This is a genomic window from Candidatus Campbellbacteria bacterium (assembly GCA_024653945.1).
Taxonomy (GTDB): domain Bacteria; phylum Patescibacteriota; class Minisyncoccia; order Phycocordibacterales; family EsbW-18; genus EsbW-18.
In genome coordinates this window covers 59,591-80,535 of record JANLIT010000003.1, presented here as the reverse complement: position 1 = coordinate 80,535, position 20,945 = coordinate 59,591, and the positions used below count along the sequence as shown (strand labels likewise).

Annotated in this window: 22 protein-coding genes and 2 tRNA genes; 15 read left to right on the top strand and 9 right to left on the bottom strand. The window is 45.0% G+C overall.

Going from position 1 to position 20,945, the window contains the following annotated elements; all coding sequences use genetic code 11:
- Positions 1 to 36: 36 nt before the first annotated feature.
- Genes NUW02_02190 through NUW02_02180 form a run of 3 tightly spaced genes read left to right on the top strand, consistent with a single transcriptional unit; the run spans position 37 to position 3,437 of the window.
- A complete protein-coding gene (locus NUW02_02190) occupies positions 37 to 1,470 on the top strand; it encodes an HlyD family efflux transporter periplasmic adaptor subunit (protein ID MCR4274837.1) in 1,434 nt (477 codons plus the stop codon).
- A 10-nt stretch (positions 1,471 to 1,480) separates the two neighbouring features.
- On the top strand, positions 1,481 to 2,743 hold the full coding sequence (locus NUW02_02185) for an ABC transporter permease (GenBank protein MCR4274836.1): 1,263 nt from the start codon (positions 1,481 to 1,483) through the stop codon (positions 2,741 to 2,743).
- 4 nt (positions 2,744 to 2,747) lie between these two features.
- A complete protein-coding gene (locus NUW02_02180; GenBank protein MCR4274835.1) occupies positions 2,748 to 3,437 on the top strand; it encodes an ABC transporter ATP-binding protein in 690 nt (229 codons plus the stop codon).
- Here the strand turns inward: NUW02_02180 and NUW02_02175 are convergent.
- Positions 3,434 to 4,201 carry a HAMP domain-containing histidine kinase gene (locus tag NUW02_02175; GenBank protein ID MCR4274834.1) on the bottom strand — a complete coding sequence of 256 codons (768 nt, stop codon included), beginning with the start codon at positions 4,199 to 4,201 and terminating at the stop codon, positions 3,434 to 3,436. The genes NUW02_02180 and NUW02_02175 overlap by 4 nt on opposite strands.
- A complete protein-coding gene (locus NUW02_02170) occupies positions 4,198 to 4,872 on the bottom strand; it encodes a response regulator transcription factor (GenBank protein MCR4274833.1) in 675 nt (224 codons plus the stop codon). Before NUW02_02170 ends, NUW02_02175 begins: the two co-directional genes overlap by 4 nt.
- A gap of 135 nt (positions 4,873 to 5,007) precedes the next feature.
- Between NUW02_02170 and NUW02_02165 the strand changes: the two genes are divergently transcribed.
- From NUW02_02165 to uvrB, 3 genes are all read left to right on the top strand, one after another.
- Positions 5,008 to 6,270, top strand: a complete 1,263-nt coding sequence (locus NUW02_02165) for an FAD-dependent oxidoreductase (protein MCR4274832.1) — start codon at positions 5,008 to 5,010, stop codon at positions 6,268 to 6,270.
- A gap of 72 nt (positions 6,271 to 6,342) precedes the next feature.
- The gene (locus NUW02_02160; GenBank protein MCR4274831.1) at positions 6,343 to 6,741 is read left to right on the top strand and encodes a hypothetical protein; all 399 of its coding nucleotides are present in this window, start codon (positions 6,343 to 6,345) and stop codon (positions 6,739 to 6,741) included.
- Positions 6,742 to 6,862: 121 nt separating this feature from the next.
- The gene (gene uvrB, locus NUW02_02155; protein ID MCR4274830.1) at positions 6,863 to 8,947 is read left to right on the top strand and encodes an excinuclease ABC subunit UvrB; all 2,085 of its coding nucleotides are present in this window, start codon (positions 6,863 to 6,865) and stop codon (positions 8,945 to 8,947) included.
- Positions 8,948 to 9,021: 74 nt separating this feature from the next.
- Here uvrB and NUW02_02150 read toward each other — a convergent pair whose 3' ends face one another.
- Positions 9,022 to 9,417, bottom strand: a complete 396-nt coding sequence (locus NUW02_02150; GenBank protein ID MCR4274829.1) for a hypothetical protein — start codon at positions 9,415 to 9,417, stop codon at positions 9,022 to 9,024.
- A 116-nt stretch (positions 9,418 to 9,533) separates the two neighbouring features.
- On the bottom strand, positions 9,534 to 9,725 hold the full coding sequence (locus NUW02_02145) for a hypothetical protein (GenBank protein MCR4274828.1): 192 nt from the start codon (positions 9,723 to 9,725) through the stop codon (positions 9,534 to 9,536).
- 354 nt (positions 9,726 to 10,079) lie between these two features.
- Here NUW02_02145 and NUW02_02140 point away from each other — a divergent pair, with 354 nt between their 5' ends.
- From NUW02_02140 to NUW02_02115, 6 genes are all read left to right on the top strand, one after another.
- Positions 10,080 to 10,607 (top strand): hypothetical protein, encoded by a 528-nt coding sequence (locus NUW02_02140; protein MCR4274827.1) that lies wholly within the window; start codon positions 10,080 to 10,082, stop codon positions 10,605 to 10,607.
- A gap of 187 nt (positions 10,608 to 10,794) precedes the next feature.
- Positions 10,795 to 10,980: a hypothetical protein gene (locus tag NUW02_02135; protein MCR4274826.1), complete on the top strand. Its 186-nt coding sequence runs from the start codon at positions 10,795 to 10,797 to the stop codon at positions 10,978 to 10,980.
- Between the two features lie 60 nt (positions 10,981 to 11,040).
- Positions 11,041 to 13,701, top strand: coding sequence for an excinuclease ABC subunit UvrA (uvrA, locus tag NUW02_02130; GenBank protein MCR4274825.1), 2,661 nt, complete (start codon positions 11,041 to 11,043; stop codon positions 13,699 to 13,701).
- A 31-nt stretch (positions 13,702 to 13,732) separates the two neighbouring features.
- Positions 13,733 to 14,695 (top strand): hypothetical protein, encoded by a 963-nt coding sequence (locus NUW02_02125; GenBank protein ID MCR4274824.1) that lies wholly within the window; start codon positions 13,733 to 13,735, stop codon positions 14,693 to 14,695.
- A 6-nt stretch (positions 14,696 to 14,701) separates the two neighbouring features.
- Positions 14,702 to 15,925 carry a GIY-YIG nuclease family protein gene (locus tag NUW02_02120; GenBank protein MCR4274823.1) on the top strand — a complete coding sequence of 408 codons (1,224 nt, stop codon included), beginning with the start codon at positions 14,702 to 14,704 and terminating at the stop codon, positions 15,923 to 15,925.
- A 680-nt stretch (positions 15,926 to 16,605) separates the two neighbouring features.
- The gene (locus tag NUW02_02115) at positions 16,606 to 17,571 is read left to right on the top strand and encodes a D-alanine--D-alanine ligase (GenBank protein ID MCR4274822.1); all 966 of its coding nucleotides are present in this window, start codon (positions 16,606 to 16,608) and stop codon (positions 17,569 to 17,571) included.
- Here the strand turns inward: NUW02_02115 and NUW02_02110 are convergent.
- From NUW02_02110 to NUW02_02095, 4 genes are all read right to left on the bottom strand, one after another.
- Positions 17,544 to 18,092 (bottom strand): phosphatase PAP2 family protein, encoded by a 549-nt coding sequence (locus NUW02_02110; protein ID MCR4274821.1) that lies wholly within the window; start codon positions 18,090 to 18,092, stop codon positions 17,544 to 17,546. The genes NUW02_02115 and NUW02_02110 overlap by 28 nt on opposite strands.
- A 3-nt stretch (positions 18,093 to 18,095) precedes the next feature.
- Positions 18,096 to 18,171: transfer RNA gene (locus NUW02_02105), tRNA-Ala, on the bottom strand.
- A gap of 252 nt (positions 18,172 to 18,423) precedes the next feature.
- Positions 18,424 to 18,494: transfer RNA gene (locus tag NUW02_02100), tRNA-Pro, on the bottom strand.
- A 75-nt stretch (positions 18,495 to 18,569) separates the two neighbouring features.
- Positions 18,570 to 18,893 carry a hypothetical protein gene (locus NUW02_02095; GenBank protein MCR4274820.1) on the bottom strand — a complete coding sequence of 108 codons (324 nt, stop codon included), beginning with the start codon at positions 18,891 to 18,893 and terminating at the stop codon, positions 18,570 to 18,572.
- 215 nt (positions 18,894 to 19,108) lie between these two features.
- On the opposite strand from NUW02_02095, the gene NUW02_02090 reads away from it, so the two are divergent.
- The 3 genes from NUW02_02090 (at position 19,109) to NUW02_02080 (ending at position 20,245) form a co-directional block, all read left to right on the top strand.
- Positions 19,109 to 19,414, top strand: a complete 306-nt coding sequence (locus tag NUW02_02090) for a hypothetical protein (protein MCR4274819.1) — start codon at positions 19,109 to 19,111, stop codon at positions 19,412 to 19,414.
- An 8-nt stretch (positions 19,415 to 19,422) separates the two neighbouring features.
- On the top strand, positions 19,423 to 19,749 hold the full coding sequence (locus NUW02_02085) for a 4a-hydroxytetrahydrobiopterin dehydratase (GenBank protein MCR4274818.1): 327 nt from the start codon (positions 19,423 to 19,425) through the stop codon (positions 19,747 to 19,749).
- Between the two features lie 88 nt (positions 19,750 to 19,837).
- A complete protein-coding gene (locus NUW02_02080) occupies positions 19,838 to 20,245 on the top strand; it encodes a hypothetical protein (protein ID MCR4274817.1) in 408 nt (135 codons plus the stop codon).
- A gap of 201 nt (positions 20,246 to 20,446) precedes the next feature.
- On the opposite strand, the gene NUW02_02075 is transcribed toward NUW02_02080, so the two are convergent.
- The gene (locus NUW02_02075) at positions 20,447 to 20,944 is read right to left on the bottom strand and encodes a hypothetical protein (GenBank protein ID MCR4274816.1); all 498 of its coding nucleotides are present in this window, start codon (positions 20,942 to 20,944) and stop codon (positions 20,447 to 20,449) included.
- Position 20,945 lies beyond the last annotated feature (1 nt).

The window sequence follows — 20,945 nt, the reverse complement described above, 5'->3', positions numbered from 1 at the left end:
TCTAGATATCACGTATTTGTGCTATACTGGATGTCTATGCAGTCATTATTTAAGAACAAAAAAGTTCTCTACGGAGTGCCACTAGCACTCGTGTGTATTATTGCTATTTGGTTTGGGGTAGCAAAAAATGGCAATGGTTCCGATGAGGTTATTACTATTGAAAAACGAGATGTGGTTGAGAGGGTGGTACTTTCAGGAACAGTAGAGGCAGATATTGTATCCGATCTTGGATTTGAAGCATCCGGTGTTGTTCGGGATGTATTTGTATCTGTAAATGATGTGGTATTTCAGGGAGCCACTCTGGCCCGTCTTGGTCTAGGAACTCTTCAGGCAGAACTTCAGTCCGCCCAAGCAAGTCTTCTTATTAAAAAAGCTCAGGTTGCGAATACCACTGTTAGTTTAGATACGGTAAAGAAAAAACAAGATACTCTTGTTGCAAATGCCTTGAGTGAGATGTTATCAGATGATGTGGAAGCAGAACCACAGAGTTCAACATTTACCCAGACAATCCCTACAATTACAGGACGATATGTTGGTGAGCCTGGTACATATAAAATACGAATAGAGTCGGGAGTACAACAATCAAGAGAAACACTTCGCGTTTTTGATTTAGAAAGTACGGAAGAAGTTGAAATAAATAGAACGGGGCCAACCCCACTTGGTACGCGTGGACTTTTTATTTCGTTTCCAGATGCTATTTCTACATATAGAAACACAACATGGTTTGTGACACTTCCAAACGAAAAAGGAGTTTCATACACAACAAATTACAATGCGTACCAAACAGCTCTCAATGAACGCCAGCGTGCAATAGAAGATGCGGAGGCAGAATTACGTGCACAAAACGCAGGTTCATCTATTGCAGAAGCAGAAGTGGTCCAAGCACAGGCAGAGGTAACACGTGTTGGGTCACAGATTAGAGAGAGAACACTTGTAGCGCCCTTCAACGGTATTGTTACGGCGGTGCACATTGATCCAGGCGAATCAGCTGCCGTTGGCGTACCAGCCGTTTCGCTCATTTCTCAAGGAGGTTTTGGGGTTGAAATTGATCTTCCAGAAATTGATAGTATAAAAGTGAAGATTGGTGACAAGACGTCCGTGATACTTGATGCTTTTGGCACTGACACTATTTTTTCAGCAACCGTCGTTTCGGTAAACAGGACAGAAACTATTGTTGATAGCGTGTCGGTGTATGAGGCGCGCATTGCGTTTGATGTTCAAGATGAACGCATTGCATCTGGAATGACAGCAGAAGTTACCATTACAACTGATGAACAAAAGGGTGTACTCGCGGTTCCTGCTAGGGCTATTCTCTATCGCACAGATGGTGCCCCGTATGTTTCTGCAGAGATAGGCGGAAATGGTGAAACACAAGAGGTAGATGTAACACTCGGATTGCGTGGCTCAGATGGGTTTTTTGAGGTACTAAGCGGACTTTCCGAGGGAGACAGGGTGCACATCTCTTCATAAGTATTCTGATATGTGGAAAGAAACGATACAGATAGGATTTCTCCTTGGTGTACGGCAAATACGCCATGCAAGTAAATGGACGACTGGGCTCATTATTTTCATCATGATGCTTACGTTCCTGAATCTCGTTGCCGTCTCAGGAATTCTTGTCGGGCTTATTGAGGGATCTGTGAAAGCATACAGCGACCAGTTTACTGGGGACGTTTTTGTTTCAACACTTGCTGGAAAAAAATATATAGAAAAAAGTAATGACATGCTTGCAACACTGGATACGATTCCGGGTGTTGCTAGTTACTCTGCCCGATACACAGAAGGTTCCACCATTGAGGCGAATTATCGTATACGGCGTGACCCACAACAGTTGCGAGATACTGTTGGAACAAATCTGGCGGGTATTAATCCTACGTCTGAAGAAGCACTCACACATATTTCAAAATACCTTATTGAAGGTGAGTATATTTTGCCAGACGACACAAATTATATTGTGCTAGGTTCAATGCTTTTGGAGCAGTACTCTCCGTTGGGAGCGCAGGGTGATGATGCGGGTTTTCCGACAGTTAAAGATGTGCACATAGGTTCACGTGTCCGCGTAACAGTAAATGGTGCTACTAAGGAATATATTGTAAAGGGAATACTCAAAACAAAGGTAGATGAAATTTCTCGCCGTGCCTTTTTGCCTGAGAAAGAATTTGTACGGTTTACTGGACGAACAAATCTTAACGTGAACGAAGTTTCTATCAGGGCCACGACACCTGCAGATGCACCAAAAGTAAAACAAGCACTTCTAGATAGTGGTATTGGAACAAATGCACTTGTGCGCCTTTCACGTGAGGGTTTACCGACGTTCTTGCTCGATATGATTAAAACATTTGATTTGTTGGGTAACGGTATTAGTTCTGTTGGCCTACTTGTTTCTTCGGTCACTATTTTTATTGTTATCTTTGTGAACGCAATTACACGACGTAAGTACATCGGTATTATGAAGGGAATTGGTATTCGTGCAGGGGCTATTGAGTTTTCATACGTGATTCAGTCACTCATGTATGCGGTTGTTGGCTCAGGTCTCGCCCTTATCATTATTTATGGTTTTCTCGTCCCATTTTTTAATGCAAATCCAATTAACTTCCCGTTTTCCGACGGTATTTTGGTTGCGCCACTCTCAAGTACGATGATAAAACTGGCTGTTCTTGTAATCTCAACACTCATTGCTGGATATATTCCTGCATGGATGATTATTAAGAAAAACACACTTGATTCAATTCTTGGTAGATAAATATATGATTCAAGTTACCAATCTCATAAAAAATTTCGGAAGTGGGGAAGTGGTCACGAAAGTGCTCCGCGGTATTAACCTGCACATCACCAAAGGAGAATTCGTTGCTATTCAAGGAAAGTCGGGTGCTGGCAAGTCAACGCTTCTGTATCAAATGAGTATTCTTGATATGCCAACAAGCGGACAAATTATTTTGGATGGTATTAACACGGAGAATTTTACCGAAACAGAGCGCACGGATTTTCGATTAAATCGACTTGGTTATATTTTTCAGGATTACGCTCTTATTCCAGAATTGTCCGCGGTAGAAAATGTTGTGCTTCCTATTCTCATGCTTGGCACGGAAAAACGAGCCGCCCTCGAGCAAGCGATGACTGCACTTGATGCGGTTGGTCTTGGACATCGCCATGACAACCTTCCTAGTCAACTCTCTGGTGGTGAACAACAACGCGTGTCTATTGCGCGTGCCATTGCCCACACACCGGATATTCTTTTTGCTGATGAACCAACTGCCAATCTTGACAGTGTGTCAGGTGAGGAAGTAATGCGTGTTATAAACGAATTGCACAATAAAAATGGACAAACAATCGTTATGGTGACGCATGAGCCAGAATACGCAGCCTACGCTGACCGGCTTATTGAAATTCAAGACGGAATGATTGTTTCCGATAAGCAACAAAAAGGAGCACACTAGAGGACTCTTTCGTGTGTTGGAAATAAGATTTGTACATGGGTGCCTTTACCAAGCGTACTTTCAACAGTGATTGATGCTTTGTGTTTTTCTGCAATTTTTTGTGCGATAGCAAGCCCAAGTCCTGTCCCACGTTCTGATTGTGCGCTTGCATGTGGGGTACGATAAAATCTATTAAAGATATGGGGCAAGTCCTCATCAGCAATACCAATACCATTATCTTTCACATGTATAATGGTGTTTGCGCTATTTCCGTGAAGGGTAATAAAAAGTGTTCGTTTTCCACGTGGCTTACTATATTTAATACTGTTACTGAGCACGGCCATAATAAGCTCTTCAACTTTTTCTTTTATTCCTCGTACCCAAATATCTTCTTGGATATCCGCATGAAGAAAAATATGTCGTTCGCCGACAAGGGTTTCTATGTATTCTACAATTTCATGGAGGAGCTCACTGAGACTTACATCCTTCATAAATTTTGTAAATTCAGTTTGTTCAAGACGTGATATGTAGAGTGCGTTATGAATGAGTGCAGACATGTTATGAATTATTTTCTCGCATCTCTGCACATGTCCTTTGTGTGATTGTGGTGTCTTTCGTTCCAATAATTCTAATTCTCCCACGAGACAGGCGAGTGGTGTCTGAAGTGCGTGTGATATGTCAGTGAAAATATCCGTAGCACTTTCCGGCACTTCGCGGGTCGATATGGATGTCTTTTTAATAAAAAAACGGCGATGTGCGCCGTCAGAAAGTTCGGGAGTCTTCATATACACTGCGCGAGCTTGTAGCCTTGCCCGGGAATCGTATGAATAAGTTTTTGACGTCCGGGCCGTTCTATCTTTTTTCTCAAACTCAGTATGTGTGCCTCAATGGTATTTGAGAACGGGTCAACATCTCGTTCCCACACATGTTCCATAATCATTCCGCGGGTAACAGCGTAGTCGGCATTTCGCATGAGGTATTCCAAAAGCATAAATTCTTTACGCGTGAGTGAGAGTTTTTCTTTTCCACGCTGTGCTGTGTGGCGTTGCGAGTCCAGTGTTAATGTGTCAACGGTCAACGTGTCTTCATTGGCTTTAAATGGACGGCGCAAGAGTGCGCGTACTCGCGCAATGAGTTCATCCACACAAAATGGTTTGGTAAGGTAGTCGTCAACCCCCGCATCCAGAAGGTTTACTTTTGTTGAGGTGTCGCCTTGAACAGAAAGTGACAAAATGGGCACAGTTTTGCCACACCCACGAACTTCACGACAGATGGAAATACCATCTTTCTTGGGTAGTATGTTGTCCAAAATTATGAGGTCGTACTCATTGGTTTTGGCGAGAAAAGCTCCTTCCTCACCATCACTAGCAGTATCAACAGTAAAAAACTCGTCTAGGAGGGTCGATCGTATGACGGAACGTATAATGGCTTCGTCTTCTATGACCAGAATTTTCATACAGTGTTCCTTGTATCACAAAAGCTTTCCTCTTGTCCAGTTTTTTAAAAGAGGACTTTATAAAAACTTTATCTCAAAAAAGGGGTGTCCAAAAAGCTTCTTATTAAGCCGTATTTTGGTATCATAGGTGCATCTATGAAAGTGCACCCAAAGAAACACATAATCATTGTTGGTATGGGGTTTGCGGGACTTCATGCGTATTTGACCCTCACACGCATACTGCGGGCATCCGACAACATTGAGATTACCATTGTCTCGGCAACCGATTCCTTCACCTTTATTCCCATGATTCATGAGGTTGCCACTGGATTACTTCGTCCAGACAGCATCACCTACTCACTTAGAAATATGGTGGGTCCGTATATACGCGAGTTTCTTGAAGGATGTGTGACAGCGGTTGACCTCAACACAAAACAAGTGACGGTTGCGTTGACTGAAGGTATTTCAAAAAACTACTCCTACGACACACTCATCATGGGCATTGGGTCCACCACAAACTTTTTTAATACACAAGGAGCAGAAGAGTACGCGTTGCAACTCAAAAGTTTGGATGACGCAAAACATCTCAAAAACAAAATACTTTCTGCGTTTGATGATTCAGCAGACCATCTTCGTATTGGAAAGTCCGCCGAAGTTAATGTAGTTGTTGTGGGTGGTGGGGCAACGGGAGTTGAACTGACGGGTGAACTCTCTGATTTTATGGAACTTCTCTCAACAACATACAGTGATGTGCGCGTTCCTCACTCAATCACACTCCTTGATGGTAATGATGTTCTCGTCAAAGGAGCACATACATGGATTAGTGCTAAGGCACAAAAAATACTTGAGCACCGACCAAACGTGAAGGTTATGCTCAACACACATGTTGAAAAGGTAACAGCGCAAGGTGTGGCTACACATGGCGCACTGATTCCTTCAACACTTACCATTTGGACCGCTGGTGTGAAGGCATCGGAAGTAGCATGGCTTCCCGCTGGCGCCGTTGTTGTTGATGAACGAAGTCGACGTATTCCTGTTGATGGCATACTGCGACTTTCGCAGTATTCCGATGTGTACGTGCTTGGCGACCAAGCGCTTGTCCGCAGTACCGCGTGTCAGTATCCAATGCGCGCGCAAATTGCTATGAAGCAGGGAATTGCGACCGCGCGAAATATTGTACGGACGATTCGAGGAGAAACAGTTGTGCCATTTGAGTGGGACGACAAGGGATTTATTCTATCGCTCGGAGAAGGGGGTGCGGTCGCCGAAGTGAGGGGTGTTCGATTTTCAGGACCTCTTGCGTGGTGGGTGTACCGAACTGCGTATCTGTTCACGCTTGTTGGTATCCGCGCAAAATTACGCACAGCGCTTGAGTGGACCATCAATCTTTTCACCAAACGCGATATTTCACGTATTTGACAAAAATCAATTTAAAGAGTATTGTGCGTGCGGAATGATCTTGATTGGACTGTGTCCAATCGTAAATTAAATATGCAGTTTATCCGCACTGCGGAGAAAGTGAGAAAAAAGATGCTGAACAGCCAACTGAAGTTCGTGCTTTGGTGGGCGATCGGGATGATTGCCTTTGTGACAGTGGCGTATCTTTTCAGTTCGCCCCCCGAAGGTTCAAGGGTCATCAGTTTTGCCATTGTTAGTTTTGCCATCGTTATGGCCTTTCTCGTCGTCCTCCACATAGCCATCGTCGCCGCCGACAACCCGCGGATTCGTTTCCGTTTCGTTCTCGTGGCAGATTTACTGGTGGCTGGTGCGATTTTTCTGACTCTGAATCTCGGGCTCCTCTGGCCAGCAATCATCGGCACAGCTCTCCTCGGCCTGTGGCTCACGAGCATCTACTGGCATGAGCGACGACTTCGGCTCGCCATGCTCTAGACTGCAGCGCATCGCGTCGGTTCAATTCCGACGCGATGCAAAGACCCCGCTTTTGGTTTGACCGAAGCGGGTTTTGTTTTTAATTCTATAGAATCAAAATAATGGTAGAATGAGTGTTTCTATGACAAAAAATCTATTTAAATTATACAGCCATTTCGAGCCGGCAGGAGACCAGCCGAAAGCAATACAAGACCTCACACAAGGGGTTCGTGACGGTGTGCAACACCAGACGCTTTTGGGCGTTACGGGCTCCGGAAAGACATTTACGATGGCAAATGTCATTGCAAACATTGGCAAACCAACGCTGGTGATTGCGCACAACAAAACACTTGCCGCACAATTGGCGCAAGAGTACCGAGAGTTTTTTCCTAAAAACGCCGTGCACTATTTTGTGTCGTACTACGACTACTATCAACCAGAAGCGTACGTTCCTGTTACCGATACCTACATTGAAAAGGAAGCACAAATCAACGAAGAGATTGACCGACTTCGTCATGCGTCCACACAAGCACTTCTCACACGAAAAGATGTCATCGTGGTTGCATCGGTGTCGTGCATTTACAACCTCGGTCGTCCAGAGGAATACGAAAAAGTACACGTCAAACTTGAGCGTGGTGCACAAATAAATCGCTCGCACTTTATTCGAGAACTCATTCGTATTTATTTTGAGCGCACCAACAGTGACCTTAAACCCGGAACATTCCGCGCAATTGGAAACGCTATTGAAATAATGCCCGTGAATGAAAAAATCGTCTATCGCATTGACCTTACGGATGACCATATACAATCAATTTCTATTATTGATGCTGTGTCGCGTGTGATTCGAAGTGAAGTTGAATCGGTGTTTATTTTTCCAGCGAAGCATTTCGTGTCCGACAAAGAAGATATACAAAAAGCTCTCAAAAGTATCAAGGAAGAACTTGATGAGCACGTTGCAAAACTAACCCTGGAAGGGAAGTTGCTTGAAGCAGAACGTTTGAAACGACGTACGTCATATGATCTTGCCATGATTCGTGAGGTTGGTTACGTGAGTGGTATTGAAAACTACTCACGACATTTTGACGGACGCGCGCCAGGTGAGCCCCCGTTTTCACTTCTTGAATATTTTCCAAAAAAAGCAGACGGCACACCCGATTTCTTAACGGTCATTGATGAATCGCACGTGAGTGTTCCGCAGATTGGTGGTATGTACGCGGGAGACCGTTCGCGCAAAAAAACACTCATTGAGTTTGGTTTTCGTCTGCCGTCGGCGATTGATAACCGTCCACTGCAATTCAGCGAATTTTCTGAACGCGTGGGGCAAGTGGTGTACACGTCGGCAACGCCGGCCGTGTATGAATTAGAAAAGAGTAAGGGTCATGTGGTGGAGCAAATCATCCGACCAACAGGCCTCATTGATCCGGAGGTGATTGTTCGGCCCATCCAAGCAAAAGGAAACTATGCAGGGCAGGTGCATGATTTTATTGCGGAGGCGGAGAAAGTTATTGCAAGTGGGGCGCGTGTCATTACCACAACGCTCACGAAGCGTATGGCGGAAGATGTCGCTGACTATTTGAAAGAGAAGGGGATTTCGGCAGAATATTTACACAGTGATATTAAAACGATTGAACGCATTGAATTGCTAACAAAATTTAGAAAAGGTTCCAAGAACGGTGGTTTTGACATGATTGTGGGAGTTAACTTGCTTCGTGAAGGATTGGATTTACCCGAAGTTGAACTCATCGGTATTTTGGACGCAGATAAGGAAGGATTTCTACGCAGTGAGACGTCGCTCATTCAAACCATTGGTCGTGCGGCGCGAAACGTGCTCGGGCGTGTCATTCTCTATGCTGATACCATGACTGGCTCAATGGAGCGCGCGATTAGTGAGACAAACCGTCGTCGTGCAATTCAGATTGCGTACAATACGAAACACGGCATTACACCAAAAACGATTCAAAAGAAAATCTCAGACATCACGGATTATATGTTGCGTGAACATGGTGCGACGGTCGCCGAACTGGTGGCACTTGATACTGCGGGAGGAGCAAATCTCAAACAGCTTATCAAACAAAAAGAAAAAGAAATGAGTGACGCGGTGAAGGTATTGGATTTTGAAACAGCGGCGATTGTACGTGATGAAATTCTTGCACTGACACACCTATTGGAAAAGAAAAAACCTACACATTCTACACAGAGGGCGGGGAAGGGGGGAAAGAAAAAATAAAAAACAAAGCGGGAGGACCAATTGAATGGTCGTCCCGCTCTTACTCCCGAGAGGTTGTTCATCCGAACGAGGACTCACACCTTGCCGGTGACGACTCTGAGTGCCAGAGAAAGTCCGTCGACGAAGGCCTGATGGCGCTCGTTTTCTCCGTCGTGCCTCTTCCTCATCTCCTCGGCGTTCCCTAGGAGGTTCTCGACTCTCGCCAGAAGGTGCGCCTTCTCTTCCGAGAGACTGGCGACATCCAGCTTGGCGGTCCCAAAGTTCAAGAAGAGGTCAGCTCTCGCCTGGCGAAGGACGTGTCTCTCGCCGAGAAGTTCGTCCCTCTCCTTGGTAAGATCTCGAAGCTCTTCCCCTTGTCGGGAGAGGTCATTCAACATCTCCCCCCTCGTACGCTGGTCCTGCGTTGCAAAACGTCGCTTCTTTGCCATCGCAAACCTCCTCTGATGTGGCACCCACAAGTAGGCAATCACAGTACAAAACTGTGTGGAATATACCAAACTATTTCTCTTACGTCAAACGCAAAGGAGATTCTGATTTTTCCATTATAAAACGCGTACGCGTTTTATAATGGAAAAAAGTTTGTTTATTAGTGACGTCTCAACTTAAGCCCGCTCCAAACAAGGAGGGCGCAGGCGAGCACCGCAAGCCAGGAAAGCCACATAGGAACCATCCAGCCCGCAATAACTGCGTTCCACGCGTAGAGAACACGCATAAGGTGCAGAATACCAATGACCGCAAAAATAAACGTAGTAATGGAGATAAAGCTTTTGTGTGACATATGTATGTAGTTAGTTGGTAATGCTCTCTTAAACGTAGTCCTTTTGGCCTTATTTCTCAATGTTAAAAGGGTATAAGGAGGGGTGCCTGACCCCGTTAGAGTTTGTATAGATTTGTTACATTTGCCAGTGTCAAAAGTACCTTTATATTATTAGGTTTTTTAGCTTGTTTAAAGGGAAATCTCTAATGGGGTTGACAAATACAATGTATATGATATACTGTACACGTACGATCTTTAAAAGAGGTTCTACTTCGGAATTTTGGGCACTTTATAAGAATTTTATGAACGGTGCGTAAAATTCTGCAGTAGAACAAATCAACCAACCGCGACCAAGGTCGCAAGGGAGAAAGAACCATGAACACCAAGCTTCAGAAGCAGTCGATTCAGATTTCGGTCCGCGACATCCTCGTCTCTCGCCTGAACGTGCTGGAGGGCCGACTCGCCGAGTACGAGGTGAAGTTCCCCACGGCGAACTTCACGGAAGCCAAAGCACGCTTCCATGATGCGGAGACGGTTCTCCGCAACTTCAACGCGAAGCCGAAGAGCGAGGACAAGAACCTCGTCGACTACAACCTCATCAAGGGTGACAAGGCCATGATCGCCGCCATCCTTCAGGTTGTTGCTATCGAGGACAACGAGAAGCAGCCCGAGAAGTCGAAGTCGACCGAGGTCAAGGTGGCCACCGGCAGCTTCGTGGGGGACGCTCCTGCCGTCAAGATCATCCCTCCCGACAGCACGAGCCTCTTGCTCTTCACCTCAGCCGAGGCGAAGGCAATCCTGAAGGACGGCGAGACCCAGAAACGGCTCACGCGAGTGAGCGTCGTGCGGGGCAAGACTGTCATCGACTCCTCCAAGCGGGGGCGCAAGGCTGCCACGAAGTAAGGTCGCCGGTTGGTGTTAGTGAGGCGCACTCTGGGAGAAATCCTAGTCTGCGCCTTTTTCTTTTCCCAACATTTTGCTTTCTACCTACTACTTACTACATTCTACCTACTACTTCCTACTTATCCCTTTTCTGCTATACTTGCCCATGTACCCCCCCCTACAAAAAACAGGGGGCATTACTGCATATATGAAGAAAAAAACACAACAACAAGGACTTCGTTCGGTAGAGCGTCTTTCACATTTTCGATGTGGAGTGTGCAATAAGTGGTGGTCAGTTGGTGATGCACCAACTACCAAAAAAGAATGGCACTGTCCATGGTGTGGGACAAAGCAGGTAATGAAGAATACGTCGCGCCTCAAGGTCGCGTCTTAGTGGACGGTACGCGACATAATTCCGCAGAATCACTTGCGCGACGTGATTTTGTGAAATCAAATGAAAAAACCAGATAGCGATAAAATAATCGTCAAAGGCGCACGAACCCACAACCTTAAAAATATTACGGTTGAAATGCCACGCAACAAAATGGTGGTGTTTACTGGTTTGTCTGGCTCCGGAAAATCATCCCTTGCGTTTGATACCATTTTTGCTGAAGGCCAACGTCGATACGTTGAATCACTGTCCGCATACGCGCGACAATTTATCAGCCAAATGCCAAAACCAGATGTTGATGAAATCGTCGGGCTTTCTCCTGCAATTTCAATTGACCAAAAATCTCGTTCAAATAATCCACGTTCAACTGTTGCAACCATTACGGAAATTTCCGATTATCTTCGTATTTTGTACGCGCGCATTGGTATTCCGCACTGTTTGGTGTGTGGTGAACCGATTAAACGTTTGACGAACGAAGAAATTCAGCATTTTATTCTTGAAAAAATTATTAAAGCATCGGCTGGTCTCAAGAAACGTACGCAAAAAAATCTCTCCGAAGCAATTACTGATGCACAAGGTGGTCCTGCACTCGAAATTCTTTCTCCTATTGTACGTGGACGAAAAGGAGAGTACTACCAACAGTTGTATGACTTTCTCAATCGTGGCTATACGGAGGTGTTGGTGGATGGTGTGCGTAAAAAACTCCGTGAGCAAATTATTCTAGAGAAACACAAAAAGCACGACATTGATATTCTCATTGACCGTATTCCGTTGGTTGATTTTGTTGAATCGAAAGATAATGCTGTTGAACGGTTGCGTGAGTCACTTGAACGTTCGCTTCATGAAGCACAAGGACTTGTGCGCATTGTCTTTTCTGGCATTGATGAGTTTACAAAGAAAGGAACAAACGACATCGGCGTGCTTATGTCGTCCAAGTTTTCATGTCCAAATGACGGCTACTCGTACCCAGAAATTGAACCACGTTTATTTTCATTCAACAGTCCGTATGGTGCATGTGCAGAATGTAATGGGTTAGGAACGCAGGACTTTTTTGTTAACGACCCGTGTTTAGTGTGTAACGGTGCACGTCTTCGTCCCGAAGCACTCCACGTGCGTATTCATGAAAAAAATATTGTTGAGCTCACGGCCTTGTCTGTAGATGACGCCCATGCATTTTTTGTTGATTTGCCGTTGACGGAGAAAGAAAAAGAAATCTCAAATGTGGTGGTGCGTGAAATTATTGACCGCCTCAAATTTATGCAGAATGTGGGGATTGGGTATCTGACACTGGACCGTCGTGCAAACACACTTTCAGGTGGGGAAGCACAACGCATCAGACTTGCTTCCCAACTCGGCTCAGGACTTGTGGGCGCTCTCTATGTGCTTGATGAACCAACAATAGGACTTCACGCTCATGATAACGATCGTCTCATCAGAACACTCCACAATCTTCGCGACCTTGGAAATACCGTGATTATTGTTGAACATGATGAGGACACCATTTTTTCATCCGATTATATTGTGGACATTGGGCCCGGTGCCGGTATTCATGGAGGGAAAATCGTCGTTGCCGGAGATTTGGAAGAATTATTGACCGCAAAAGAACCTCCAGTGAAAGGAAAATCACTCACGCTTGCCTATTTGCGCGGAGAAAAACAAATTGAACTTCCCGAGATGCGCCGTACGGCGGATAAGGGAACGATTAAAATTCGCGGAGGAAACATCTTCAATATAAAAAATATGAATGTGGATATTCCACTCGGCAAGTTTATTGTTGTCACGGGTGTTTCTGGTTCCGGAAAATCGTCGTTCATGTATGAGATTTTGTACAAAAATTTGCAGGCGCGCCTTGAGAGAAAATATCGCACCGCGCAAACGTTTAATTGTGGGTCTATCACAGGAACAGAGTATGTGTCTCGAACGATTATGATTGACCAGTCGCCGATTGGACGCACATCACGCAGTAATCCAGCAACATACACTGGCGCATTCACCCATATTCGTGACATGTTCGCCACAACAGCAGAAGCTCGTGCTCGTGGCTGGAAAGCAAGTCGTTTTTCATTCAATGTAAAAGGTGGGCGATGTGAAGCATGTGAAGGAAAAGGTGAGATTGCGGTTGAGATGCACTTTTTGCCGACGGTGTATGTTGGGTGTGATGTGTGTCATGGCAAACGGTTTATGCGCGAAACACTAGAAATTGAATATCGAAACAAGAGCATCCACGACGTGCTTTCAATGACCGTTGAGGAAGCTCTCGCATTTTTTAATGATATTCCTGCAATATTTGACCGACTCAACACACTCAATGAGGTAGGTCTTGGGTATTTACAACTCGGCCAATCGGCCACAACGCTCTCAGGTGGGGAATCACAGCGTGTCAAAATTTCTTCTGAACTCTACCGCACACACGTACAAAAAACACTTTATCTCCTTGATGAGCCGACAATTGGGCTTCATTACGAAGATGTGCGAAAACTGATAGAAATACTCCAAATGCTTACCACAAAAGGAAACTCCGTTATCCTCATTGAGCACAACATGGACATTGTGAAGAGTGCGGATTACATTATAGATATAGGCCCTGACGGAGGAAATGAAGGCGGGAAGGTTGTTGCTCACGGAACACCAGAAGAAGTTGCGGATTCTGGTACACACACAGGAAAGTATCTACACAAAGCATTGCGTAAGCACAAAGTTCAAAGTACAAAGTCCAAAGAATAATTCAAACGCTTACTACTTATCACAATCAATTATGCCCAATCTACACCCAGACGATTTGAAGCGTGCCCAAGAGGAGACAAGGAATATTCAAAAAAACCAACTTGCCACAAAAAAAAGAGACGAAGAACTGCACATAAAAAACCTAACGGAGAAATTGAGAAAGCTGGGAGATGAAATTCACGACAGTGAACGGGATCACACCGCTCTTGTTGCGCAACAAGAAGCGATTGGGCAAGAAGAAAAAAAAGCAAAAGAGAAACTCAGACAAGTTTTTGGAACAACGGTGCGCGGAAAAACGGAAAGTCAAGGTATTGTTGCTAAAATAAAAACGTTCAAAACTCAGTTGGCAGAACTGACTAAAAAGAAAGCAGAGTTTACAGCAACCCTTGCAGAATTAGGGCAGAAAGCTGCTAGTAAAACACCAACAGGTAGCCAAAAAGATGAACAGGAAAAACTTGAACTAGAGCGCCTATTAAGTGTTCTAGAAAAAGAGATGGAAACTCTTACAATAAGTATACGCGCAGATGAAGCACGTTTGAATGAAGAAAAAGCAACCCTTTTACAAGAAAAGACGCAATTAGAACAGACTAAACAAAAACTTACAAAAATAACCACCGTAACTCAAAAAGGGGCACGGAACAAGGACACACTGCAGATAGAGGAAAAAAAGAGAGAGGCAGATACAAAGAAGACGGAAACATTATTACACTCTATAGAGGGAGAAATTCAAAAGGTTGCAGGAGAATTGGAAACTACCACGCGTCAGGCAAAGATGCAGGAAGCAACACTACAAAAAAGTAGCACCGAAGAAGATGTTGCTAAAAAAACAATTGCCACAGCACAAGGTAAACTTCTTCCAGGTAGCCATAGCATGAAGACTAAAGAGAGGGAGTTGGTTGACAAAAAAGCAGAGGAAGCAAAAGCTAGGGCGGAATTGCGTAAAGCAGAAGAAGAATTGCATGCCACAGAAGCAGAATTACGAAAGGTCGCCTAATGTGAGATGAAATTCATTGATTCTAAAATACACACACTTCCCGACATGCCGGGCGTGTACTTCTTCTTAAAAGGAAAGAAGATTTTGTACATTGGAAAGGCAACATCGCTCCGTTCTCGGGTGAAAAGTTATTTCTTGTCTGATATTACAGAGACACGTGGACCGCGCATTGTAAAAATGCTTGAGGAGGCAACAGGTGTTCGTGTGGAGAAAACCGACTCGGTATTGGAGGCGCTTATCCTTGAAGCGGTGCTTATTAAAAAGCACCAGCCGAAGTACAACGCAAAAGAAAAAAGTGACACCAGCTTTAATTACGTCGTAATCACCTTTGAGCAATTTCCTCGTGTCTTTACGATACGCCACCGAGAACTGTTGCAAAATCAAATATTAAATATCAAATATCAAAAAACATTTGGACCGTTTCCATATGGGACACAGTTACAGGAAGCGCTCAAAATTATACGTAAAATATTTCCGTATCGCGGAAAGACAGATGCACCTCTTGCGACGGACAGAAGACGAGCGTCTCGTTTGTATGAAGAGATTGGACTTTCACCCCAATCGAAGAATATCACTCCACGTGAGTACAAAAAAACAATTCGGCATATTGTGCTCTTTTTTGAGGGGAAAAAGAAACAACTTATCCGTGCCATTACGCGTGACATGAAGGCGTATGCTAGGACAAAACAATTTGAAATGGCGTCTGAAATGAAACGTCGTCTGTACGCTCTGCAACATATTCAGGACGTGTCTCTTTTAAAAGCTACAAGCTACAAGCTACAAGCTACAAACTCGTTCCGTATTGAAGCATATGATGTGGCGCATATTTCTGGAACGGCTCGAGTGGGAGTGATGACGGTTGTGGAAAATGGGGAATCCAACAAAAAAGAATATCGAACATTCACTATTAAAACACATCAAAAAGGGGACACCGCAGGACTTGCTGAAATTTTAGAACGACGACTCAATCACAACGAATGGCAGTTGCCGAAACTTATTGTTGTGGATGGTGGTATTGCTCAAAAGAATACCGCAGAAAAAGTGTTGAAAACCTTTGGCTATCAAATTCCTGTTGTTGCGGTTACAAAAAACGAACGACACCGACCTGAAAAATTGCTTGGAAATAAGGAACACATCACAGAGTATGGAAAGGAAATTCTTCTCGCCAACAATGAGGCACATCGTTTTGCAATCTCTACGTTTAGGAAAAAAACATTAAGGTTGCATTAAAATACTAGGATAAGTACTATAAGGTCCACGGGCGCACGTTCAGGCGGGTTGGTGGGTCACTTTTTGGATGACCCCTCCGGACCTTCCTGTGTATCAAGCAGAGAAGCCGCTTTCGTTGCGCCCGTCCGAGACGCTCAAAATACCTTGAAAGGGGCGTCTCAAAGCGCTTTTGGGTTCCAACCCGATTTTCCTCTTAGGGAAAGAAAAAATGGCGCACAGAGTGTGAGTAGATGGTTGGGCGAGATTGCACCGATTTCAGGTAGGGAACGCCTCGAGCCCAGCACCGCATGTCGTTCACACGAACATGCGAAAAAAAGTTACCACTCGACCCCCGGAGCGTAATCCGGGGTTTTCTTTTTGTCTTATTTTTTGTGGTATACTACAGGCAGGTTCAAACGCCCTGCAATCTACTGGCCAGCTGATCGACCGGGCCGTGGGCGCGAACGTCTGATGGGGCTAAAGACATGAGCCTTATCGATCTCCGGTTCTTTTCTTCGACCTTTTCCGATTCTCCACTCAAAAGAATCTGAAGGTCGCGTACTGTTCCGAGAACATCCAACCCAGCTGAACCGTGCCCCACGGAAAGCTCGCGAGGACGTCTCAGTACTCGGAAAACGGCGCTACGATAAGGCGCCGCTTTTCTTTTTCAAAAATGTTCATGTGTGCGGTATACTTTATACATGACAAAAATTCGAGTTGGTGTACTTCGTGGAGGTCCGAGTAATGAATACGATATTTCTCTGAAAACAGGGAAGACGGTTTTGGATACACTCGAACGCGAAAAATATGAGCCCGTGGATATTTTTATTGATAAAGCGGGACAATGGCACGCAGATGGATTCCCACTAGCACCCGAGCACGCGACAAAGCGTGTTGATGTTGTGTTCAATGCACTTCATGGGGCATATGGAGAAGACGGTGAAGTTCAGCGAATACTTGAAAGCACGGCAACTCCATACACTGGCTCACGTTCGTTTGCATCAGCGCTTGCGATGCACAAAGGGCGCACTAAAGAGGTACTTGCTCAAAATGGCATCAAAACACCCCCGCATATTATTTTTGACACACGAACACAAGGACCTTCCGACGTACTTGAGATATTTAAAACGTTTCCAAACCCAAGTGTGGTAAAACCTGTCGCTGACGGTTCATCATTCGGTGTTTCAATTGTACGAAAATTTGATGACCTAGGTGAGGCAATAGAACGCGCCTCAAAGTTTTCTCCCGAAGTGCTTATTGAAGCATTTGTGAATGGCAAAGAAGCAACGTGTGGTGTTATTGAAGATTTTAAGGGAGAAAAAGTGTACACACTCTTGCCGATAGAAATCATTCCACCAAAAGAATCGGCATTTTTTGATTCTGATGCAAAGTATGGAGGTGGAGCAGAAGAGCGATGCCCAGGACGATTTTCACGAGAAGAAACACAAGCGATTCAAGATGCGGCGCGTGCCACACACCAAGCAGTTGGTGCGTCACACTATTCGCGAACGGATTGCATGGTTACTCCGCGCGGAGATGTGTATGTGCTTGAAATAAATACGCTTCCGGGATTAACATCAGAATCACTTTTCCCAAAATCTCTCAATGCGGTGGGGGTTCCACTCGCACATTTTCTTGATCACATTGTTACCTTGGCGTATCGGTGAAGTGCGAAGCGCACGATGTATCCAATCGCAACACCGAACACAATTCCTCCGAGAATATCCAAAGGGAAGTGAACGCCCGCAATAACACGAGCAATACCTACCACAAGACCAGAGGCGTACAAAAAGTACGCCAACTTTTTATTTCCGAAAAAGTACATTGAGGTTGCCAAACTGAAAAGAAAAATAGTGTGTGCCGATGGAAACGAGGAAGTTGTTTCAATAAGCAAATGTGGTGCACCAAGAGCCCAGAGAGGTCGCGGGTGGTCATAAAAAAGGCGAAAGAAACCAGTTACAACATATGCACCAACCACACTTATGATAAGACCCGCAACATTCCATAAAAATTCCTGCACACGCTCACGATTAATATCTCGGTAGATGACAATGCAGACTATTGCAATGAGCACATACGTAAACGGCTCGGCAAAAAATATAATCACGTTGTCGAGAAACGCTGACTTCCCAACAAGTGAGTTCAGAATATAAAAGAGAGCGATATTGAATGGTTCAAGAAATTGCATTTTTGGTGGACCCGAGCGGACTCGAACCGCTTACCTCCTCATTGCAAATGAGGCGTTCTACCAGATGAACTACGGGCCCAAAAAAAGGATGGCACGCAAACGCGAGAATGAAGTCGTCGAGGCGAGGACAAAAAGGAAAGCTTGCTTTCATTTTTGACCGAACCGCAGAGGATGGAAATTCGAACGTTTATGTGGTCTGCTGAGGGCCCGTATCGAGTAATCGAAGATACAAGGCCCACAACGAAGAAAATAATACCATAAAATGCCTTCAAAACAAGCATAATCTGCGGTAGTATAGACACACGCACCCCACAGGAATCGAACCAAAGTGTCGGGCCGCCGAGAATCGAACTCGGTCTACGTGCTCCCGAAGCACGCGTACTACCGGTATACTACGGCCCGATGCTAAATTCTACTGAGGTTAGTATACACTGGTGCTACACATATAAAAAAACAAGAACAACAGAAGTTTAAAAACTATTTTCCGGTCTTAATCGCTTTTTCCAATTCTTTTTGCATTTCGCTCAATCTTTCTGCATCCGCTTCTCTTTGTTGTTCAAGAACCATAATTTCATCCTGAAGAGAGTTGGCATCCGCTTCTGCTTCTTCAAATTCCCTTTTTAATTTATTTGCTTCTGCTAGTTTTTCATCGGCAGATGCCTGTTTGCTTTCGTACATCCTTTTTTTACTTGCCACGTCACCTTGTTTTTCTTTATATTTTTCCTGTTTTCTTTTTAGTTCACGCCCCTCTTCCTCCAGCGCTTTTCTCAAACTGTCCAATGTTTGTGCTGATGTACTCATGGTGTGTGGGTTATGTATATGATGCCAGTATATCATTTTTAGACATGGGCTCAGACACTTGAAAATTGCTCAGGACAGGGTGGTTTCAAGGTGCTACACTAAACCTAACCATAACCATCACAATATACGTCGCGCTTTAGGTCACGTTTTAATGGACAGTACGTGACATGATTCTGCAGAATCAACAATTGCGCGACGCGATTTTGTGAAATCGTATGAAAACATCAAACTATCTTCTGAGAAGTTTTATGAATGCCGGCGGAGTATGTATCTATGTGTCTGGAATTGCGTGGCTTGGATTCAATACTCAAGGAATTGATAACGTGGCTGGTTTTGCTCTCCCTATTTTCATGCTTTTACTCTTTGTTGTTTCAGCATCCATAACTGGCGGGCTTGTGTTAGGTAAACCAATACTCTTGTATCTGGATGGAATGAAACGCGAGGCATTTATATTATTTTGTGCAACACTCGGATGGCTTGTTGTATTTCTCGCCATTATTGCCACAACGATAATTCTGTAAACCATTCTATGGAACTATCACAACAACACTGTGTGCCGTGTGAAGGTGGTATGCCACCCATGAGTGAGGAGGGAATTGCAAAAAATCTTCTTCTTGTTCCAACATGGTCGTTGAAAGAGGGACGGCTTTACAAAAAGTTTCAGTTCAAAACATTTCCTGAATCGGTTGCTTTTGTAAATGCGATTATGCCTATTGCAGAAAAAGAAGGCCATCACCCAGACATTTCTATTTTCTATAATGTTGTTGAGCTCTCGCTCTGGACGCACGCTGTCGACGGTTTGTCCGTGAACGACTTTATCCTTGCGTCAAAAATAGACACACTGAACTCCAAGTAATTGACTTTTAAATAGAAAAGTGCATAATCAAAAATAGAAAACAAACAGGCAGACGAGTCCCGTCAGCCTTTTCAGGAAGGAACAGACCATGAAAAAAGGTAGGAAAGCCCAAGTGAAGACCGTCCGACTGGTCAGTGGCGAACACGTTCGTGTTGATGTGAGTGAGACCGCCATTAAGATGGCCTCGCTGATGCGCATCGGCAAGAACCTGCTTGTCGGCTCGGTGAAGCCGGAGGGGTTGAACGGAGCATACTTCTGGTACGAGTGCGAAGATGGCGTGCACCGGTATCTCGGGGACATCGTCTTCAGCGACGTGGGCAACAGGAATGTTCTCTGGAAGCTCTTCCTTGTGACTGGACCCCCATCGGACTGGAAGAGACTTCTACGGTTCTTCGCCGATGAGAACAGGGTCTTCATCAACGCCGCGGAGGAACCACCCCCTCCTCCCGTTACGGTGAATCCCAGCGCATTCAGGCTGTTGTCCGTTTGTAAATAGACACAAGACGAACCCCGGTAGTACCCCCAGAACAGTGTTCTGGGGATGTTTTTTTGTTGGTCTGACTTGAGATAAAATAGTGGCATTGCTCATCTGGCACAAGTATCGATACTTGCAACGAACACGGGGATACGAAAAGAGTCCCACACGATAGAGTTTGTGTAAAACTCCTTTCGTGAAGGACTCGACGAGAACCGGTTCCTAGTGACTAACTCGCCACGGCACATGGTGTAGCACCCACGTCCGGGCGTTTTTCAACCCCTCCCAAACCCCGAAGGCAACTATGAGCAGACAAGCTACCACGAGACCACCAAGAAAAACGTAGACGATGCTCATGTAGCGATTGGCATTGAGCAGTAAAGCAATCTCGCTGTAGCCCATTTTTCCGAGAAGCATCGAACTCCAGTGCACTAAGATGGGAAGGAGGCCGTAGGCGGTCCATATCCAGAACACGCTTCTGGGGGCGGTTGACTTACTTCGGGAACCACGCCAATGAAATCGAACAGGCAACCACTTTCGATTGCTGTTTGGCACCACGACTCCTGAGGTTACTCCGAACAGGAGCCAGATGAGCAGAAATGCTGGCCCGAAGGTTGCTACGGCGGGGAGACTCTCAGGGCTCCATCCTGCCAAAAGACAGTAGGGGACTGCGAGGACCAACCCGATGAAACAGTACACAATCACGCCGACTACCGTCATG

Excerpts from the sequence above, each read along its gene's own strand:
- NUW02_02190 (MCR4274837.1), top strand. The coding sequence starts at position 37 with ATGCAGTCATTATTTAAGAACAAAAAAGTTCTCTACGGAGTGCCACTA.
- NUW02_02185 (MCR4274836.1), top strand. The coding sequence starts at position 1,481 with ATGTGGAAAGAAACGATACAGATAGGATTTCTCCTTGGTGTACGGCAA.
- NUW02_02180 (MCR4274835.1), top strand. The coding sequence starts at position 2,748 with ATGATTCAAGTTACCAATCTCATAAAAAATTTCGGAAGTGGGGAAGTG.
- NUW02_02175 (MCR4274834.1), bottom strand. The coding sequence starts at position 4,201 with ATGAAGACTCCCGAACTTTCTGACGGCGCACATCGCCGTTTTTTTATT.
- NUW02_02170 (MCR4274833.1), bottom strand. The coding sequence starts at position 4,872 with ATGAAAATTCTGGTCATAGAAGACGAAGCCATTATACGTTCCGTCATA.
- NUW02_02165 (MCR4274832.1), top strand. The coding sequence starts at position 5,008 with ATGAAAGTGCACCCAAAGAAACACATAATCATTGTTGGTATGGGGTTT.
- NUW02_02160 (MCR4274831.1), top strand. The coding sequence starts at position 6,343 with ATGCAGTTTATCCGCACTGCGGAGAAAGTGAGAAAAAAGATGCTGAAC.
- uvrB (MCR4274830.1), top strand. The coding sequence starts at position 6,863 with ATGACAAAAAATCTATTTAAATTATACAGCCATTTCGAGCCGGCAGGA.
- NUW02_02145 (MCR4274828.1), bottom strand. The coding sequence starts at position 9,725 with ATGTCACACAAAAGCTTTATCTCCATTACTACGTTTATTTTTGCGGTC.
- NUW02_02140 (MCR4274827.1), top strand. The coding sequence starts at position 10,080 with ATGAACACCAAGCTTCAGAAGCAGTCGATTCAGATTTCGGTCCGCGAC.
- NUW02_02135 (MCR4274826.1), top strand. The coding sequence starts at position 10,795 with ATGAAGAAAAAAACACAACAACAAGGACTTCGTTCGGTAGAGCGTCTT.
- uvrA (MCR4274825.1), top strand. The coding sequence starts at position 11,041 with ATGAAAAAACCAGATAGCGATAAAATAATCGTCAAAGGCGCACGAACC.
- NUW02_02125 (MCR4274824.1), top strand. The coding sequence starts at position 13,733 with ATGCCCAATCTACACCCAGACGATTTGAAGCGTGCCCAAGAGGAGACA.
- NUW02_02120 (MCR4274823.1), top strand. The coding sequence starts at position 14,702 with ATGAAATTCATTGATTCTAAAATACACACACTTCCCGACATGCCGGGC.
- NUW02_02115 (MCR4274822.1), top strand. The coding sequence starts at position 16,606 with ATGACAAAAATTCGAGTTGGTGTACTTCGTGGAGGTCCGAGTAATGAA.
- NUW02_02110 (MCR4274821.1), bottom strand. The coding sequence starts at position 18,092 with ATGCAATTTCTTGAACCATTCAATATCGCTCTCTTTTATATTCTGAAC.
- NUW02_02095 (MCR4274820.1), bottom strand. The coding sequence starts at position 18,893 with ATGAGTACATCAGCACAAACATTGGACAGTTTGAGAAAAGCGCTGGAG.
- NUW02_02090 (MCR4274819.1), top strand. The coding sequence starts at position 19,109 with ATGAAAACATCAAACTATCTTCTGAGAAGTTTTATGAATGCCGGCGGA.
- NUW02_02085 (MCR4274818.1), top strand. The coding sequence starts at position 19,423 with ATGGAACTATCACAACAACACTGTGTGCCGTGTGAAGGTGGTATGCCA.
- NUW02_02080 (MCR4274817.1), top strand. The coding sequence starts at position 19,838 with ATGAAAAAAGGTAGGAAAGCCCAAGTGAAGACCGTCCGACTGGTCAGT.
- NUW02_02075 (MCR4274816.1), bottom strand. The coding sequence starts at position 20,944 with ATGACGGTAGTCGGCGTGATTGTGTACTGTTTCATCGGGTTGGTCCTC.